Source organism: Shimia sp. R9_1 (genome assembly GCF_017743775.1).
In the GTDB taxonomy this organism is placed as follows: domain Bacteria; phylum Pseudomonadota; class Alphaproteobacteria; order Rhodobacterales; family Rhodobacteraceae; genus Shimia.
This window is the reverse complement of the sequence record NZ_JAGHRN010000004.1, coordinates 357,141-373,508: the sequence shown is the minus strand read 5'-3', so window position 1 is coordinate 373,508 and position 16,368 is coordinate 357,141. Positions and strand designations below refer to the sequence as shown.

Here is a 16,368-nt window from a genome sequence, read left to right as displayed (position 1 = left end):
TGCTTATACCTGCATGATTTCGGACTGTTTGTTTTCCAGCGCGCTGTCGACCTGCTTGATGTAGCTGTCGGTCAACTCCTGCACTTCGCCTTCCCAGAGCTTCTGGTCGTCCTCAGACATGCCGTCGCCCTTGGCTTTCTTGATCTGGTCCATACCATCACGACGGATGTTGCGGATCGCCACGCGGGCGTGCTCGGCATATTGCGCCGCCACACGCGCCAGCTCGGTGCGGCGCTCTTCGTTCAGCTCAGGGATCGGCAGCATCACGATGGTGCCGTTGGTCTGCGGGTTGATACCAAGGCCGGAGTTCATGATCGCCTTCTCAACCGCGCTCACCAGCGATTTGTCCCAGACGTTCACGGTTACCATGCGTGGCTCCGGCACGTTCACGGTTCCCACCTGGTTGATTGGCGTCTTGGAGCCATAGGCATCCACCATCACCGGCTCCAGCATCGTGGCCGAGGCGCGGCCGGTCCGCAGCGAGGCAAATTCGGTTTTGAGAGCCCCCATTGCACCATCCATGCGGCGCGTCAGGTCATCGGTATCAAGTTCAAATTCTTGGTCAGACATTGCTGCTCTTCCAGTCTTTCATGTTCTGCTGGTAACGCTCATAGGCTATTGTCCATTCTTTGTATAGCACCGCACAGGGACGGTGAAGTCCCCTCTCCCCTACCTCTGCCAAACGCTGCAGTTTTGCCGCCTCTTTCTCGCGCGCTTTCTGTCACCATTGCGCAAGCTGCTATGGGGCCTGCGCAAAGCCGCTCTGAAAGGTCGTTTTCCTCATCGCGACAGTACCTGATAATTTTTATAAGGATTCGAAAGACCCCTATCTCAGGATACCTCCCATGAGCAGAATGATTCCCAACATGAGCGCCGGCGGACTGGACGCCCACAAACCAGCCGAAATCACCCGTCTGGTCAGACTGTCCGGCGTGACCAAAGCGGAAATGCCGCTTCTCCCGCTCATCACCCTCTCGATCCTTGGCGGCGCATTTATCTCTTTTGGCGCGCTCTTCTTCACTCAGACAACATCCGGATTTGCCGACATCAATGGCGCCCTCAAACTGATGGGCGGCATTGCGTTTTCCCTCGGCCTCATTCTGGTGGTCATCGGCGGCGCAGAGCTCTTCACCGGCAACACCATGATCGTGATGGCCTATGTCGACAAACGCATCACCACCAAAGCGCTCTTGCGCAATTGGGCGGTTGTGCTGGTCGGCAATGCGCTTGGCTGTATCGCTGTGCTGCTTCTGGTGCAGGGATCGGGCCTGTTGGATGGCTCCCACGGCACCCGCGCTGCAGCCATTGCCGAGGCCAAAATTGCCCTCACACCGCTGGAAGCTTTCTGCCGTGGCATTCTGTGTAATGCGCTGGTGTGTCTGGCGGTCTGGCTCGCGGTGTCTGCGCGCTCCACACTTGGCATGATCCTATCCATCGTGTGGCCGGTCTCCGCCTTTGTGGCCATCGGTCTGGAGCACTCCATCGCCAATATGTACCTGATCCCCGCAGGCGCTCTATCAGGTGCAGAAGTCAGCTTCGCCGCGCTCATGGGCAACTTGGTGCCTGTTCTGATTGGCAATATCATCGGCGGTGCCGGGATCGTGGCGCTTGCCTACCGTCTGGCCTACGGCCGCAACCTCGCCGACGAGCACCCTGTGCCTGCGGAGTAACCCCAACTGGCAAAGAAAAAGCGCAGCGGGCCGAAACCTGCTGCGCTCCAAAAACATCTCATAAAGGCCTAGGCTCAGCTCACCTTTGTGTAGGTGCCCTTGCCGCCAAGAATGCCGCGGAACCCGCCCGGCTCATCCAGCGGGAACACGATCAAAGGCAGGTTGTTGTCACGCGCCAAGGCAATCGCGCTTGCGTCCATCACCTTCAGGCGTTTGGTCAGCACGTCATCATAGCTGATCGCGTCAAAGCGCACCGCATCGTCATGTTCCGCCGGGTCTTTGTCATAGATCCCGTCCACACCGTTCTTGCCCATAAAGATCGCCTCACAGGCCATCTCATTGGCACGCAGCGTCGCAGCCGTGTCGGTGGTGAAATAAGGGTTGCCGGTGCCTGCAGCAAAAATGCAAACCCGCTTTTTCTCAAGGTGGCGCACTGCGCGGCGGCGGATGTAAGGCTCTGCCACCTCATCCATACGGATCGCGCTGATCACACGGGTGAAGACACCAAGTCCCTCAAGCGCGCTCTGCATCGCCAGCGCGTTCATCACAGTGGCCAGCATCCCCATATAGTCCGCAGTGGTGCGCTCCATCCCTTGGGCCGCACCGGACAGGCCGCGGAACACATTGCCGCCACCAATCACCATGCAGATCTCAACGCCCATGTCGTGAACGGATTTCACTTCCTTGGCGATGCGTTCAATCGTGGGCGGATGCAGGCCAAAGCCCTGATCTCCCATCAACGCCTCCCCCGAAATCTTCAACATCACACGGTTAAAGGTCACCTCGGCGGGAACGGCGGCGTCGCTCATGTTGCACTCCATCTGCGCATCGTTTTAGGATTGCGCGCAAAATGTCGGAAAACGGGCGCGGGTTCAATGCGAGAGTTGCCTGCTTTCCGCACAAACTCTCAAAAGCCGGGCCACTTCATGCCATCTTTGCCATCCATCGCGCCGGATCAGCCGGTCCTGATCGCAGGCCCCACCGCCAGCGGCAAAAGCGCCCTGGCGCTGGAAATCGCCGAAACGCAGGGCGGCGTGATCGTAAATGCCGATGCAATTCAAGTGTTTGGCAATTGGCGCGTGCTGACCGCCCGCCCCTCTGTCGAGGATGAAGCACGGGCGCCGCACCGCCTTTACGGTCATGTTCCGGGATCCGCAGAATATTCTGTCGGCCATTGGCTGCGCGATGTCGCTCCTCTTTTAAATGACGGCCCCCGCCCGATCATTGTTGGCGGCACCGGCCTTTATTTTACAGCGCTCACCCAAGGATTAGCCGATATCCCCGCCACACCGCCTGATCTGCGCCTTGCTGCCAACGCCCGCGTCGCTTCGGAGGGATTCGAGGCATTGCTGGCAGAGCTTGATTCTGAAACCCGCGCCCGCATCGACATACAAAACCCGATGCGCGTACAGCGGGCTTGGGAAGTGCTCACCGCAACAGGCCGCCCGCTGGCGGAATGGCAAGACGACACGCCCCCGCCCCTCCTGCCGCTTTCCGACACAATGCCGATTGTCTTTGATGTGGACAAAGACTGGCTCAACGCTCGCATTGCCCGCCGCTTTGATCTCATGTTGCAGGAAGGCGCGTTGGAAGAGGCGCAGTCAAACCTAGCCACTTTTGACCCGACGCAGCTTTCCGCCAAGGCGATCGGCGCCCCCGAGCTCATCGCCCATCTGCGCGGAACCCTCACTTTGGATGGGGCCCGCGAGCGCGCCACCATCGCCACGCGCCAATTCGCCAAGCGCCAGCGCACATGGTTTCGCTCCAAAATGTCCAAATGGCATCACTACAACCCAACCGATTGAAACTGCCCGCCAACCCGTGCAGGCGGTTCTCCACTGAAGCGCCTATTCTGATGGCAGATTTTGGCACAGATCGGTCTGCGTTATCCAAAAGCTTGCCCGAATCTATTCCGCCGCGCTTAAGTCCCCGCCAAGGTGACTGAGAAGACGATCAATATCCCGTCGTTCATGACGCGGCCTGGCATGGGGTCCAAACCGACGCAAGACGCCGCGCCCAAAGCCCCGTCCAAAGCCCTGCCCAAAACCATCAAACCACGCACACCGCGCACCAAACGCGCGGCCTTGCGCCAACCGGATCAGCCAGTCTCCGACATCACCGTCACCAGTTTGGTAGGCGCCAGCCAGACCGCGCGCTGGAAGCTTGAACAGCTGCATCAACGCGACCATCACATGGTGCTCTGGACCACCCGCGGACAGGGCCGCGCCCTCCTGCATGGCCGCCGTCGCGGCTTCAGCGCCTATAATGTGATCTTTGTGCCTGCGGGACACTTGTTCTCCATCGAACTTGGCCCACAAGTGCAAGGGCTGGCAACGCTGCTGCCCAACGACGGACGCATCCCCCTGCCGGACCAAGCGCATCTGATCCGCTTAAATGACAGCGCCGAACAGGTTGAATTTACGGGCATTCTTGATGCAATGCGCCGCGAATGCAACGACCTGCGCCCCTTGATGAATGACGCCTTAAACGCCCATGCGCAGCTGCTCTCTGTCACACTCCGGCGCGCCATCGACCGCGAGGGCCCGGCCCCGCGCGCCCGCGCAACCGAGCGGCTGGTGCGTCACTTCTGCGATCTTCTGGCGCAGGAGTTCACCTCGGGCAATCCCATGGCCTGGTATGCAGAACAGCTCGACATCACACCGACACATCTCACCCGTGTCTGCCGCCAATCCGCTGGCATCACCGCCGCAGAGATGCTTTCACAAATGGTGCAACACCGGGCCCGCAGCCTGTTGATGGAAAGCGATCTGCCGATCAACCGCATCTCAGGCGCCCTTGGCTTTGGCAGCGCCGCCTATTTCACGCGGTTTTGCCAGCAACACTTTGGCGCCGCGCCCAGCAAGCTGCGCAAACAGGCACGTGGCGTTTAGCCGACGCCCTCAGCCGCCCAAAATCTTGCGCACGTAGTTGCGGGTCTCTTTGAATGGTGGCACGCCGCCGTATTTCTCCACCGCATGCGGACCTGCGTTATAAGCCGCCAGCGCCAACCGCCAGCTGCCAAACTTCAGATACTGCTGCTTGAGATAGCGCGCGCCCCCTTCAAGGTTCTGCTGAGGATCAAGCGGATCCACCCGCAACGCCCGCGCGGTGCCGGGCATCAGCTGCGCCAACCCCAACGCCCCTTTGTGCGATTTCGCTTTGGCGTTCCAGTTGCTTTCCTGCTGCACCAGCTTCAGAAACAGATCAACCGGCACCCCATGCAGCAAGGCCGCCTCCCGCGCCATGGCCAGATAAGGCCCACGGTATTTGCCGTTGTAGCTGCCATCCCCCCATTTGGAGGGAGTGTAGACCGGCTTGGGCTTAAGACGCACCGAATTGCGGTATTGCTCCGCAGCCCGACCATCCAGCACCCGTGTCTGATTTTTAAATAACCGGGCTTGAGACTTGCTTGAAACAGATTGCGCCGCTGCCGTGCCGACCGTCAGACCAGTAACCACCACCGCGCCCACAAGCGCCCCCAAACTCCGTGCCATGATCCTGCGCATGTGCGCCCGCTCCACCATGATTCCGAACTTTTCTATATCAAATCGTGAAATTTTTTCCAGACACAGCCCCGTCATCTGGAAATTCGATCGCCCAGAGTGACCCGCAAACCCAGCTTTTCCACAAGAAACTGCTTCCCATTCGCGACTTGCGGTGGTGTATGGTGATCCAAATCGACTGATAGAATCCGTGGGAGTGATAGGCGTATGGCCGGATCGGTGAACAAAGTAATTCTCATTGGCAACCTGGGCCGCGACCCAGAGGTGCGCTCGTTCCAGAATGGCGGCAAGGTCTGCAACCTGCGCATCGCCACCTCTGAAACCTGGAAAGACCGCAACACCGGTGAGCGCCGCGAGCGCACCGAATGGCACTCTGTTGCAATCTTTCAGGAAGGCCTGGTGCGCATTGCAGAGCAATACCTGCGCAAAGGCTCCAAAGTCTATGTCGAGGGCAAGCTGCAGACCCGCAAATGGCAGGATCAATCCGGTCAGGATCGCTACTCCACCGAAGTGGTGCTGCAGGGCTTTGACGGCGTTCTGACCATGCTCGATGGCCGCTCCGGTGGCGAAGGCGGCGGTGGCGGCTTTGGTGGCGGCGGTGGTGGCTACGATCAGGGCGGCGGCTACGGCGGTGGCTATGATCAAGGCGGCGGTGGCGGCTTTGGCGGCGGCAATCAGGGCGGCGGCGCCCCAAGCCGTGACATGGACGACGAAATCCCGTTCTAAGCCTCAGCGGCAGACGGAGAGATATTTGGAAAGGGTCGGCATCCGCCGGCCCTTTTTTGTTGCCCCCACGGCCTGTCACATCCGGAAATGCGGACTTGCCAGAACCTTAAAACTAAGGGACACTCAATGTCAGTACGCACTCATTTCTGTTAGAGAGTTCATGGTTGAGTTGGGTGGTGCACCAAGAGGACATATCCTCAAAAGCACCGACGAGCGCGTGGTCTCTCTGCAAAGTCATACTTACGTATCAGGGAGATAGACGTGTTTTCTAAATCTATCAAAACAACTGCCGCAGCGGCGCTTCTGGCGACCTCGACAACCGCGCCGGCCATGGCCAGCGATCTCGGCGCCGCCATTGCGGGTGCCATTGTCGGTGGTGCCATCGTATCGAGCGCCCAAAAGAACAAAGCCAGACAACGCTCCAGCGCCGCTTATTATTCCGCCACCCGCGCCCAAAACCGCGAAACCCAGAGCGCGCTCAACTATTTTGGCTTCCCGGCTGGCACGCCGGATGGTGTGCTTGGCGCGCGCTCCCGCTCTGCAATTATTCAATATCAAAGCTACGTCGGCTTTCCGGCCACCGGCCGCCTCTCGCCTTATGAGCGTGACTTCCTCGTGTCCTCCTACAACCGCGCACAGGTTGGCGGCCCGCAGGTGGTGAAAGCCATGCAGACCCACCAGCACGGCGTCCGCAGCCTGCTCACCACTTGGTATGCCGAAGTCCATGGCGGCCCCTCCGGCACGATCTATGGTGGCATGCCGGTTGAGGTCTCAAACGCCATCGACGAAGTGGCACAAAGCTCCGATCCAAGTGCGGAGCAGCTCTTGCAACGCTCGGGCTTCATCCAGCTTGCAGACCTCAATGGCGACGGCAAAACCGACTACATTCTGGACACCTCTGTGTCCGGCAGCGCCTATTGGTGCGGGGCCAAAGACTGTACCGTGATGGTCTTTGCCTCAGGCCCCAGCGGCTTCACCCGAAACGACTTCCTCAGCCATGTGGCCACTCCGACAAGCTTCTCTTGTCACCAGTCCACCTGCCGCCTGAACGACTCAGCCACAACCCAGGTAGCCGCCGCACCTGAAGTGCCGGTTGTTCCAGCCCCAGCAGCGCCAGTGACTGTCCCGGCAACGGCCCCCGCAACCGTGCCCGTGGCCGCTCAGGAACCATCGGCCCAGAGCCTCACTCTCTTCCAGACAGCGCAACCCGCCGCGCCGGAAAAATCCCTCGCTGGCTATTGCGGCAAGGTCGGTCTGCTCACAAGCTCCAATGGCGGCTTCACCACCGTCTCCAAGATCACCGACCCCGATTTTGTACTGAGTGAGCAATTCTGCCTTGCACGCACCTACACGGTGGCCAACGGTGAAAAACTCATGCAATCGGTGCAGGGTGCCACTCAGGCGCAGGTCGATCAGCAATGTGACGCCTTTGGCCCCGTGCTTGCGCCTTATGTGGGCAAGCTTTCCACCGCTGCCCCTGCTCAACTTCAGTCAGAGGTGCAGAGCTTTGTGTTGAACTCCAATATGTCGCTGGAGCAATTGCAGGACACCGCGCAAATCTGCCTCTTCTCGGCCTATCGCCGCGATGACATGCAGGTGGCCCTTGGCTCTGCGCTGATCATGTCCGCCATCGGTCAGAAGCCTTACGGCGAGCTGATCGCCCATCACCTGCAACACGGTTTTGGGGTCGCCACCAACACCGATCAGGCGCAGGCGTGGTACACCTCCGCGATTGACGCCCTGAACAACGGGGCCGAGCCGGTCTTTGCCCCGGGTCAGACCGAGCGCACCGCGCTTCTGGAGGCCGCAGTGCTGGCCGACTCCGGTGCCGCACCTCTGGTGCAGCCCGCAGCCGCATTGCCAACAATCTCGCTTGGCGACTGAGGCAAACGCTGGCCTCTGAAAACCCGCTCAAAGCCCCGGCCCGCATCTCGCAGCCGGGGCTTTTTGCTGCCAATTGCACAGGATTGTGCCAAGCCCCTACCCCCTCGCGCAAATGCTGCCTATGTTAAGAAAAACAGCATCAACGTGAGGACAAAGCGTGTCTGATTATCCCAATTTTGACCGCGCGCTTGAGGCGCGTCTGGTCGCCTATTGCGCCATCGACAGCCAAAGCAACGAACACTCAGAAACCACGCCATCCACCAAAATCCAGCTCGATGTCTCCCGCCATCTGGTGGCCGAGCTTGAGCGCATTGGCGCATCAGACGTGACCCTCACTTCTTATGGTGCCGTGCTCGCCACTGTCCCGGCAACAGACCATAACGCGCCAACCATTGGCTTTTGCGCCCATGTGGACACCGCCCCGCAGTTCAACGCCACCGGCGTCAAACCCCGCGTGATCCATGGCTGGGACGGCACCCCCATCACCTATCCAGACAATCCTGATCTGATCCTCTCCCCCGAAACCTCGGCCTATCTGTCCGGCAAAGACGGCGAAGACATCATCACCGCCTCCGGCCTCACCCTGCTGGGCGCTGATGATAAGGCGGGCGTCGCGATCATCATGACCATGGCAGAGCACCTGCTGACCACACCGGGCCTCACACACGGCAAGGTGCGCCTTGCTTTCACGCCGGATGAGGAAATCGGACGCGGTGTGCACCCTGATCTGCCCGGCGATTTTGGCGTGGATTTCGCCTATACGCTCGACGGCGCCCAGCGCGGCACCTTGGAGTATGAAACCTTTTCAGCCGACGGCGCCGTGGTGACCATCACCGGCACCTCCGCCCATCCGGGCTATGCGAAGGACAAGATGACCAACGCGCTACATGTGGCGGCTCAGATCATCTCTGAGCTGGATGAGGTCGGCACCACGCCGGAAACCACCGATGGCCGCGAAAGCTTCACCCATATCTACGCTCAGGAAGGTGGCAGCTCGCAAACCACACTCCGGTTTATCCTGCGCGCCTTTGAGATGGAGGATCTGGAAGCACAGGCCACCCGCCTCAATGCCGCGTGCAGCAAGGCCGAGGCAGCTTTCCCCGGTGCCACAGTGACCTGCGACATCACCAAACAATACCGCAACATGCGCTATTGGCTGGAGAAAGACATGACCCCGGTGGAGCTCGCCCGCGACGCCATTCGCGCAGAGGGTCTTGAGCCAAAATCCGTGCCCATTCGCGGCGGAACAGACGGCTCTCAGCTCACCGAAAAAGGCGTGCCCTGCCCCAATATCTTCACCGGCATGATGGAGATCCACGGCCCGCTGGAGTGGATTTCGGTGCAGGACATGGCCAGTGCCACCCGCGTGATACTCAATTTGGTGCAGCGCAGCGCCTAACGCGCCATCCTCCCCCGCACGACCCGCCAGTTCCTTCTGGCGGGTCTTTGCCGAGGCCACAACAGCTCACAGCTTCGTGAACATCCGTGAAATTGTCGCTTACGTAACCCTCCCATTGAAAACAAATGGGAGAAGACAATGAACTTTTTCGAAGCCTTCTTGAAGCGGTTGCTGGAGCGTCTCAATCTCCACGACCCCGAGCCCGCACCGCCCCCCTCTCCAACACAATCCATTGCAGAGATCGCCTCGACCAACGGAAACTTTGATATTCTGGTCGCCGCGCTGAATGCAGCTGGTCTGACCCAGACATTCCTCGACCCCGGCGATTTCACCGTCTTTGCCCCAACCGATGAAGCCTTCGAAATCCTGGCGCGTGATACGCTGGGCATCGACACCACCGGCCTCTCAGAAACCCAAATCGCAACAGAAATCGTCAACGCAGTGGGTGTTCCGACGCTCACCAACATTCTCTTCTACCACGTGCAAGCTGGTAGCAGCTCCCTTGAGGACGTGCAAAACAGCGGCTCGGTAGATACCCTGCTGAGCGACGTCAGCTTTGGCGTGGACGGCGACACGCTCAATGACGCTGACCCTGATGTGGAAGACCCGGAATTTGTCGAGGGTCTCACCGACATTCAGGCCACCAATGGCGTAATCCATGTGATCGACCGCGTGCTGCTACCCATCGACGTGGCCGAAGCCAACGCGCAGCCCACCATCGCGGACATCGCCTCCGGCAACCCCGCCTTCGAGGCACTTGTCGGCGCGCTTGTTGCCACAGGTTTGGTCGACCTCTTCACCGATCCCAACAACGACTTCACCGTTTTTGCCCCCACCGATGATGCCTTCCGCGCATTGGCCGAAGAGTTGGGCGTTGACACCACAGGAATCGCTGACGCCGATTTGCCCGGCGCGATTGTGGGCGCCGTTGGCATCGATCTGGTGCGCGACGTGCTGCTCTATCACGTGCAGGCAGGCGGCAAATCCCTTGCCGACATTCAGGAAGGCCGCCTAGTGGAAACAGCGCTTGAGGGCGGCCGCTTTGTGGTTGATGGCAACAGCCTCAACGACGCCGATCCCGGTCGCGCCAACCCCAACTTTGTCGAAGGCCTCACCGACATCGAAGCCTCAAACGGCGAAATCCATGTGATCGACTCCGTGCTCCTCCCCATCGACATTGCCGATGTCTCCCCTGTCTGGGACCGCGGCTCCTTTGGCGATGACGTGCAAATTGGCGGCGCGGCGGATGATTACCTCAGCGGCGGCTTCAAAGGCGACGACATCCAGATCGGCGGTGCAGGCAATGACCGCATGTATGGCAGGCTCGGTGATGACATCCAGTTTGGCGGCAGCGGCGACGATCGCATGTTCGGCGGCTGGGGTGACGACCGCATGTTCGGCGATGGTGGCAACGACTACATGAAAGGTGGTCGCGGCAATGATCTGCTCGATGGCGGCGACGGCAATGACGTCCTGCGCGGCGGCAGTGGCCATGACTCGCTGATTGGCGGCGAAGGCGACGACAAGCTGCACGGCGGTTGGGGCGCGGATGAGTTCAACTTCATCACGCTCAGCGGCGATGACACCATCAGCGATTTTGGCTGGCATGACACTATCGTGGTGAGCACATCTGACTTCGCCGATTACGCGGCCGTCATGGACAACACCGCGTTCAGCGGCCGCATCGCCACAATTGAAGGCGGCAACGGCTCCATCACGCTGCATTCGCGCTATCTGGACGAAAGCGACTTTGTCTTCATCTGATAGAAAACCCCGAGTGAGCCGGCACCGTCCGGCTCACATAGCGGCGCATAGGTAGGTCTTAGCGGTTCGCCAGCTCTTGCACCAACAACGCGCGCACCACATCCCGTGGCACATCCGCCGTCACAAAGGCATTGCCAATCCCCCGCGCCAGAATGAAGCGCAGCTGACCATCGACAACCTTCTTGTCCTGCCCCATCAGATCCAAAAGCGCATCCGCATCCGGCAACTCGCCTTCGATGTCCTTCAGGTCCACCTTCATGCCCATCTCACGCAGATGCTGACGCACGCGGCTCGGATCTTCCTGAGAACACAGGCCCAGACGTGCGCTCAGCTCAAACGCCAGCGCACAGCCCACCGCAACGCCTTCCCCATGCAGCAGGCGGTCGCCATAGCCCGTCGCCGCCTCCAGCGCATGACAGAATGTATGCCCAAGGTTCAGAAGCGCGCGATCCCCCTGCTCGGTCTCATCGCGCATCACAATCTCGGCTTTCATCTCACAGGAGCGTCTCACCGCAGCAATCCGCGCCTCCACGTCACCTGCCGCAAGCTTCGGCCCAAGCTTTTCCAGCCATTCAAAAAATGCCGCATCGCCAAGCAGGCCGTATTTCACAACCTCGCCATAACCGGCGAGGAAATCGCGCGGCGTCAGCGTGCCCAGCACATCAATATCTGCCAGCACCAGCTTGGGCTGATGAAACGCGCCCACAAGGTTTTTGCCCAACGGGCTGTTGATCCCGGTCTTGCCACCAACCGAGCTGTCGACCTGCGCCAAAAGGCTCGTCGGGATCTGCACAAAGCCCACGCCGCGGCGCAGGATCGCTGCGGCAAAGCCGGTCAGATCCCCGATCACACCGCCGCCCAGCGCCACAACCAGATCACGCCGCTCCACGCGCTGCGCCAAAAGCCACTCCACGGTTTGCTCCAGATGCGCCCAGCTCTTGGTGCTTTCGCCCGCCGGCAGCACCAGCGCTTCCATGCTGATCCCGTCACTTGCCAACCCGGCCCGCAGTGTTTCCAGATGCAGCGCCGCGACGTTTTCGTCGGTCACAACACAGACCTGTTTGCGCGCCAGCATTGGCCCGATCAGCGCGCCTGCCTGTGCGAGTAACCCGGGGCCGATGTGAATGTCATACGCGCGCCCCTCAAGGCCAACATGCACCGTTTCCATCATCATTCTGCCCCTTCCAAAACGTCTGGGCGCTGACCTGTCAAAGCGTCAGCCACCCGCGCCGCCATTTCCTCAATACTCAAGCCTGCCTCTGCTGCCACCGGCAGATCGGCAAGGCTGTAAAGCGGCACCCGCGCCGCATAGATCTCTTCCAGCGTCTTGCGTGGATTTTCGGTGCGCAACAAAGGCCGCGTGTCCTTGTGTTTTACGCGCGACCACAACAGATCCACATCCGCATTCAGCCACACGGCCACGCCGCGCTCGGAAATCACCTCTCGGTTGGCTTCAGCCAGATAGGCCCCGCCACCGGTGGACAGAATGCAACGTTCCTCATCCAGCAGGCGCGCAATCACCTGGCTCTCTTTCTCGCGGAAAAACGCCTCTCCGTCGCGGGCAAAAATCTCGGCAATGCTCATGTTGGCTGCCTTTTCGATCTCCGCATCCGAGTCGATGAACGGCACATCAAGTTTCGCTGCCAAAGCCCGTCCAACCGCGGTTTTTCCCGCCCCCATCATGCCCACCAGCACGACGGTTTTTTTCAGTTCATAGCCCATGAAACGCCCACAATCGGCCAAGCCTTGCCCAAAATTAAGATTTCGGCATTGAATGACGTGATCTTGTGCAAAAGGCCAGTTATAAGTTGAAAAAAACGGGCAGGAAATTTGAGAGGACTCATGGGCAAAGTCATTCGGGCCTTATTGGTTCTATTCGTCTTGGCGGCGCTGGCATTGGTTGCATATGCCTACGTCGGACCAATCTTTGGGGCTGATTTTTCCGCTCAACAAAACGAAATCCGCATCCCAGTCGAGCTGCAAGGCGAAGAATGAGCGTTCTGCGGGCTTTGGGCACATGGCCCTTTCTGATCGGCCTCGCCGCCGCGCCTGGCGTGGCGCAGGAGGCCCCGCTGTCAGCCATCGAATGGCTGAACCCGACCCCCACTGTGACGCTGGATATCGGTCTGCCGCAAGGCGAACCGCCTGTCTCCCAAGGCCTCAGCACCCCCAACATCAAAGTCACCTCACTGGATGACAACGGCCACGACGCCACCGGCCTTCTGCCCTCCTCAGTCACCGGCCTTCCCGCCTCGCTCTGGTCAGCCTCCCGCGCCTCCAAACTCAGCGATCTTGTCAGCGCCCAGCGCCCCGATGTGCTTCCGGCGATGCAGGCGCTTCTTTACACGCTCCTCTTGGCGGAGGCCGACGCGCCGCGCGATGCCGGTGTTGCCAACGAGCTGCTGATCGCGCGAATCGACAAGCTGATCGAAATGGGCGCGCTGGAGCAGGCCGGTGCCCTCATTGAACGCGCAGGTGCGGACACGCCCGCGCTGTTTGCGCGCTGGTTTGATGTGACCCTCCTGATGGGCGAAGAGCAGCGCGCCTGTGACGCCCTTATGCAGGCGCCGCATCTGGCGCCGGATTATGCCGCCCGCATCTTCTGCACCGCTCGCTCCGGAGACTGGCGCGCAGCAGCGCTGACACTGGATTCCGCCAAGGCGCTGGGCCTGATCTCTGAAGAGATGGACGCGCTTCTTCTGCGGTTCCTGGATCCTGACCTCTTTGAAGGCGAGCCGCTTCTTGTGGCCGCAGGTCCGGTGACCCCGCTCAAGTTCCGCCTCTATGAGGCGATCGGCGAAACCCAATCCACCACCGGCCTGCCCCGCGCCTATGCCCATGCGGATCTGCGCGACACAGCAGGCTGGAAAGCACAGCTTGAGGCCTCCGAACGTCTGGCGCGCACCTCCGCGCTCCATGAAAACCGCCTGCTTGGCATCTACTCAGAGCGCAAACCAGCCGCCTCCGGCATGATCTGGGATCGCGTCGCCGCGCTTCAGGCCTTTGATGCGGCGATCAGCAGCAATGACACCGCCAAAGTGGCCGACACCCTGCCATCGGTTTGGGCCGCCATGCAACAAGTCCACCTCGAAGTGCCCTTTGCCCGCATCTATGGCCCGCTGCTTCTGAAGCTCCCGCTGCAAGGCGTGTCCGCCCGTCAGGCCCGCGACATCGCGCTCTTGTCGTCAGACTATGAACGCGCCGCCCGCAGCGGTCCGCGTGATTTCCTTGCCGGTCTTGCGCTGGGCGCTCCGCCACGCATCACCACAGATCCCGTGCACCGTGCAATTTCCGATGCCTTCCATGGCGCGGGCGTGCCGCAGGAAATCTCCACCATGCTGGCGCGCGGCCAACTGGGCGAAAGCATCCTCACCGCCATGTCGCTGATGGACGATGGCGCCGCAGGCAACCTTGGCGCGCTGACCGAAGCTTTGGCCACCTTCCGCGCCGTCGGCTTGGAGGACACTGCCCGCCGCGCCGCCCTTCAGGTCGCGCTTCTGGACACGCGGGGCTAGCAGGCGCATGGTTTCCAGCTCCCAAAGCCTCTGGATCGAAACCTTTCTGGAAGCCCAGGCTGCAGAGCTTGGAGCCTCTCCCAACACGCTGGCCGCCTATATGCGCGACCTCACTGCCTTTACAGATTGGGCCAAACGCAAGCACGTCACCTTTGAAACCGCCACACAGGCGCAAATCGAAGACTTCCTGCTGTTTTGTGACGCCGAAGGCCTGGCACAGGCCACCCGCGCGCGGCGTCTTTCCGCCCTCAAACAGCTGTTTCGCTTTGCCTTTGAAGAGGGCTGGCGCGACAGCAACCCGGCCGTCCAAATCCGCGGCCCCGGTCGCTCCAAACGCCTGCCCAAAACCCTTGAGGTGACCGAGGTCGACGCCCTATTGGCGGCGGCGCGAGAAACGGGGCGCACCCCGCAGGACCGCCTGCGCAACATCTGCCTGATGGAGCTGCTATACGCCACCGGCATGCGCGTCACCGAGCTGGTCAGCCTTCCGGTCGCCGCGGCGCGCGGCAATCCGCAGATGCTTCTGGTGCGCGGCAAGGGGGATAAGGAACGCATGGTCCCGCTCTCCCCGCCCGCGCGCGAAGCGCTCGCTGTCTGGCTGTCGGTCCGCGACAAAGCCGAGGAAGAAAAACGCACCAAAGGCAAACATGCCTCGCTGTTTCTCTTTCCCTCACGCGGTGCGCTCGGCCATGTCACACGCAACTGGTTTCACACGCTGATCAAAGATCTTGCCATCACCGCAGGCGTGCCGCCTGAAAAGGTCACGCCACACACGCTGCGCCACGCCTTTGCCACCCATCTGCTGGCCAATGGTGCCGATCTGCGCGTGATCCAGACCCTTCTGGGGCACGCCGATCTCTCAACAACCGAGATTTATACCCACGTGCTGGATGAACGCCTGCATGAGCTGGTGACCACCCATCACCCGCTGGCACGCGAGGGCGAAAGCCGCTCAGACAGCGGCACCCGCAAATCTTCCGGCAACACGTCTTCAGACGGCCAATAGCCGCTCACAAGCCCCTCGTGGTAGCCTTGGGTCAGCCCAGCCTCTTGCATTTTTGCAAAAGCTTGCCCGGCATCATAAGCCAAATCGCGAATTTCCAGCGCCTGCCCGTCAAAAATCGCAAAGCGCGTGGATTGGCTGCCATCATGTGGCGGCATCCCGATCACCCCGGCATTGATCCAGCGCACCGCGCCGATCTGCCGTTCAAACGGAATGCCGCAATGCCCTGCCAGCACCACATCGACCGGGCCAACCTTATCCGTCAGCGCAGCGATCTCCTCGGCGAAAGCAGCTTCCGGAGATGTTGACCACAAGAACCGCGCCACATCCGTGACGCCGCCGTGGATCACCGCCACACGTTGACCGGCCAGCTCAAAACAAACGATCTCCGGCAGACCTGCCATCCAGTCCCGCGCCGCATCATCAACTTGCTGGGCGGCAAAGCCATACCATCCGGCGGACAGCAGATCACAGACCGTGCCCTCTTCAAAGCCGCAGCCGCAATCCTCCGCGCCGCTGGCCAACTGCAGCTCACAGTTCCCCGCCACAACAACCGCACCGCTGTCGCGCACTGCGGCCACCGTTTCCGCAGGCTGGCCGCAATAGGCCACCACATCCCCGGTGCAAATCAGATTGCGCCCCGAAATGCCCCGCGCCTTGGCCTCTTTCAGAACCGCCTCTGTGGCCTGCAAATTCGAATACGGCCCGCCAAACACCAGCACCGGTCCATCAAGCCTGCCCAAATCCTGCATCCGCTGCGCCTTCCCTAAGTTCGTGCCCCTGCTCTAGCGCAATAGCGCGCGCCGACCCCAATCACAAATCCGCCAACAAAATGCGCCCCCACGGACAGCCCAAACAAAAGGCCGGAGCAAACGCCCCGGCCTTTCAAATGCGCCACGATTGC

The 16,368-nt window shown here is 60.7% G+C and carries 16 protein-coding genes; 10 read left to right on the top strand and 6 right to left on the bottom strand.

All coding sequences use genetic code 11. The features are described from left to right. Positions 1-3: 3 nt before the first annotated feature. A complete protein-coding gene (gene frr, locus J7399_RS15130; RefSeq protein WP_209063229.1) occupies positions 4-570 on the bottom strand; it encodes a ribosome recycling factor in 567 nt (188 codons plus the stop codon). A gap of 275 nt (positions 571-845) precedes the next feature. Between frr and J7399_RS15125 the strand changes: the two genes are divergently transcribed. Further along, positions 846-1,670: a formate/nitrite transporter family protein gene (locus J7399_RS15125; RefSeq protein WP_247742908.1), complete on the top strand. Its 825-nt coding sequence runs from the start codon at positions 846-848 to the stop codon at positions 1,668-1,670. Between the two features lie 74 nt (positions 1,671-1,744). Here J7399_RS15125 and pyrH read toward each other — a convergent pair whose 3' ends face one another. Next, the gene (gene pyrH / locus J7399_RS15120) at positions 1,745-2,479 is read right to left on the bottom strand and encodes a UMP kinase (RefSeq protein ID WP_247738765.1); all 735 of its coding nucleotides are present in this window, start codon (positions 2,477-2,479) and stop codon (positions 1,745-1,747) included. Positions 2,480-2,596: 117 nt separating this feature from the next. Here pyrH and miaA point away from each other — a divergent pair, with 117 nt between their 5' ends. Together miaA and J7399_RS21210 are read left to right on the top strand one after the other, a co-directional pair. Next, positions 2,597-3,475 (top strand): tRNA (adenosine(37)-N6)-dimethylallyltransferase MiaA, encoded by an 879-nt coding sequence (miaA, locus tag J7399_RS15115; protein ID WP_209087240.1) that lies wholly within the window; start codon positions 2,597-2,599, stop codon positions 3,473-3,475. A 132-nt stretch (positions 3,476-3,607) separates the two neighbouring features. Continuing rightward, positions 3,608-4,561 (top strand): AraC family transcriptional regulator, encoded by a 954-nt coding sequence (locus J7399_RS21210; RefSeq protein ID WP_209087238.1) that lies wholly within the window; start codon positions 3,608-3,610, stop codon positions 4,559-4,561. A 9-nt stretch (positions 4,562-4,570) separates the two neighbouring features. On the opposite strand, the gene J7399_RS15105 is transcribed toward J7399_RS21210, so the two are convergent. Then, positions 4,571-5,164 carry a lytic transglycosylase domain-containing protein gene (locus J7399_RS15105; RefSeq protein WP_209087236.1) on the bottom strand — a complete coding sequence of 198 codons (594 nt, stop codon included), beginning with the start codon at positions 5,162-5,164 and terminating at the stop codon, positions 4,571-4,573. Between the two features lie 216 nt (positions 5,165-5,380). Between J7399_RS15105 and ssb the strand changes: the two genes are divergently transcribed. The 4 genes from ssb to J7399_RS15085 all read left to right on the top strand — a co-directional run bounded on the left by ssb (position 5,381) and on the right by J7399_RS15085 (position 10,946). Beyond that, positions 5,381-5,899, top strand: a complete 519-nt coding sequence (gene ssb, locus J7399_RS15100; RefSeq protein WP_209087234.1) for a single-stranded DNA-binding protein — start codon at positions 5,381-5,383, stop codon at positions 5,897-5,899. Between the two features lie 261 nt (positions 5,900-6,160). Further along, complete coding sequence (locus tag J7399_RS15095; RefSeq protein ID WP_209087232.1) at positions 6,161-7,783, top strand: peptidoglycan-binding domain-containing protein; 1,623 nt, start codon at positions 6,161-6,163, stop codon at positions 7,781-7,783. Positions 7,784-7,940: 157 nt separating this feature from the next. Further along, on the top strand, positions 7,941-9,182 hold the full coding sequence (pepT, locus tag J7399_RS15090; protein WP_209087230.1) for a peptidase T: 1,242 nt from the start codon (positions 7,941-7,943) through the stop codon (positions 9,180-9,182). A 138-nt stretch (positions 9,183-9,320) separates the two neighbouring features. Beyond that, positions 9,321-10,946: a fasciclin domain-containing protein gene (locus J7399_RS15085; protein WP_209087228.1), complete on the top strand. Its 1,626-nt coding sequence runs from the start codon at positions 9,321-9,323 to the stop codon at positions 10,944-10,946. A 58-nt stretch (positions 10,947-11,004) separates the two neighbouring features. On the opposite strand, the gene aroB is transcribed toward J7399_RS15085, so the two are convergent. Both aroB and J7399_RS15075 read right to left on the bottom strand, forming a co-directional pair. Further along, the gene (gene aroB, locus J7399_RS15080) at positions 11,005-12,117 is read right to left on the bottom strand and encodes a 3-dehydroquinate synthase (protein WP_209087335.1); all 1,113 of its coding nucleotides are present in this window, start codon (positions 12,115-12,117) and stop codon (positions 11,005-11,007) included. After that, complete coding sequence (locus tag J7399_RS15075; protein WP_209087226.1) at positions 12,117-12,668, bottom strand: shikimate kinase; 552 nt, start codon at positions 12,666-12,668, stop codon at positions 12,117-12,119. Before J7399_RS15075 ends, aroB begins: the two co-directional genes overlap by 1 nt. A 120-nt stretch (positions 12,669-12,788) precedes the next feature. Between J7399_RS15075 and J7399_RS15070 the strand changes: the two genes are divergently transcribed. Genes J7399_RS15070 through J7399_RS15060 form a run of 3 tightly spaced genes read left to right on the top strand, consistent with a single transcriptional unit; the run spans position 12,789 to position 15,467 of the window. Next, complete coding sequence (locus tag J7399_RS15070; protein ID WP_209063253.1) at positions 12,789-12,941, top strand: hypothetical protein; 153 nt, start codon at positions 12,789-12,791, stop codon at positions 12,939-12,941. After that, entirely contained in the window at positions 12,938-14,461 is a 1,524-nt protein-coding gene (locus tag J7399_RS15065; RefSeq protein ID WP_209063255.1) for a hypothetical protein, read from the top strand. The genes J7399_RS15070 and J7399_RS15065 overlap by 4 nt, the downstream gene beginning before the upstream one ends. A 7-nt stretch (positions 14,462-14,468) precedes the next feature. Next, the gene (locus tag J7399_RS15060) at positions 14,469-15,467 is read left to right on the top strand and encodes a site-specific tyrosine recombinase XerD (RefSeq protein ID WP_209087224.1); all 999 of its coding nucleotides are present in this window, start codon (positions 14,469-14,471) and stop codon (positions 15,465-15,467) included. Here J7399_RS15060 and J7399_RS15055 read toward each other — a convergent pair. Next, entirely contained in the window at positions 15,383-16,216 is an 834-nt protein-coding gene (locus J7399_RS15055; RefSeq protein WP_209087222.1) for a metallophosphoesterase family protein, read from the bottom strand. The genes J7399_RS15060 and J7399_RS15055 overlap by 85 nt on opposite strands. Positions 16,217-16,368 lie beyond the last annotated feature (152 nt).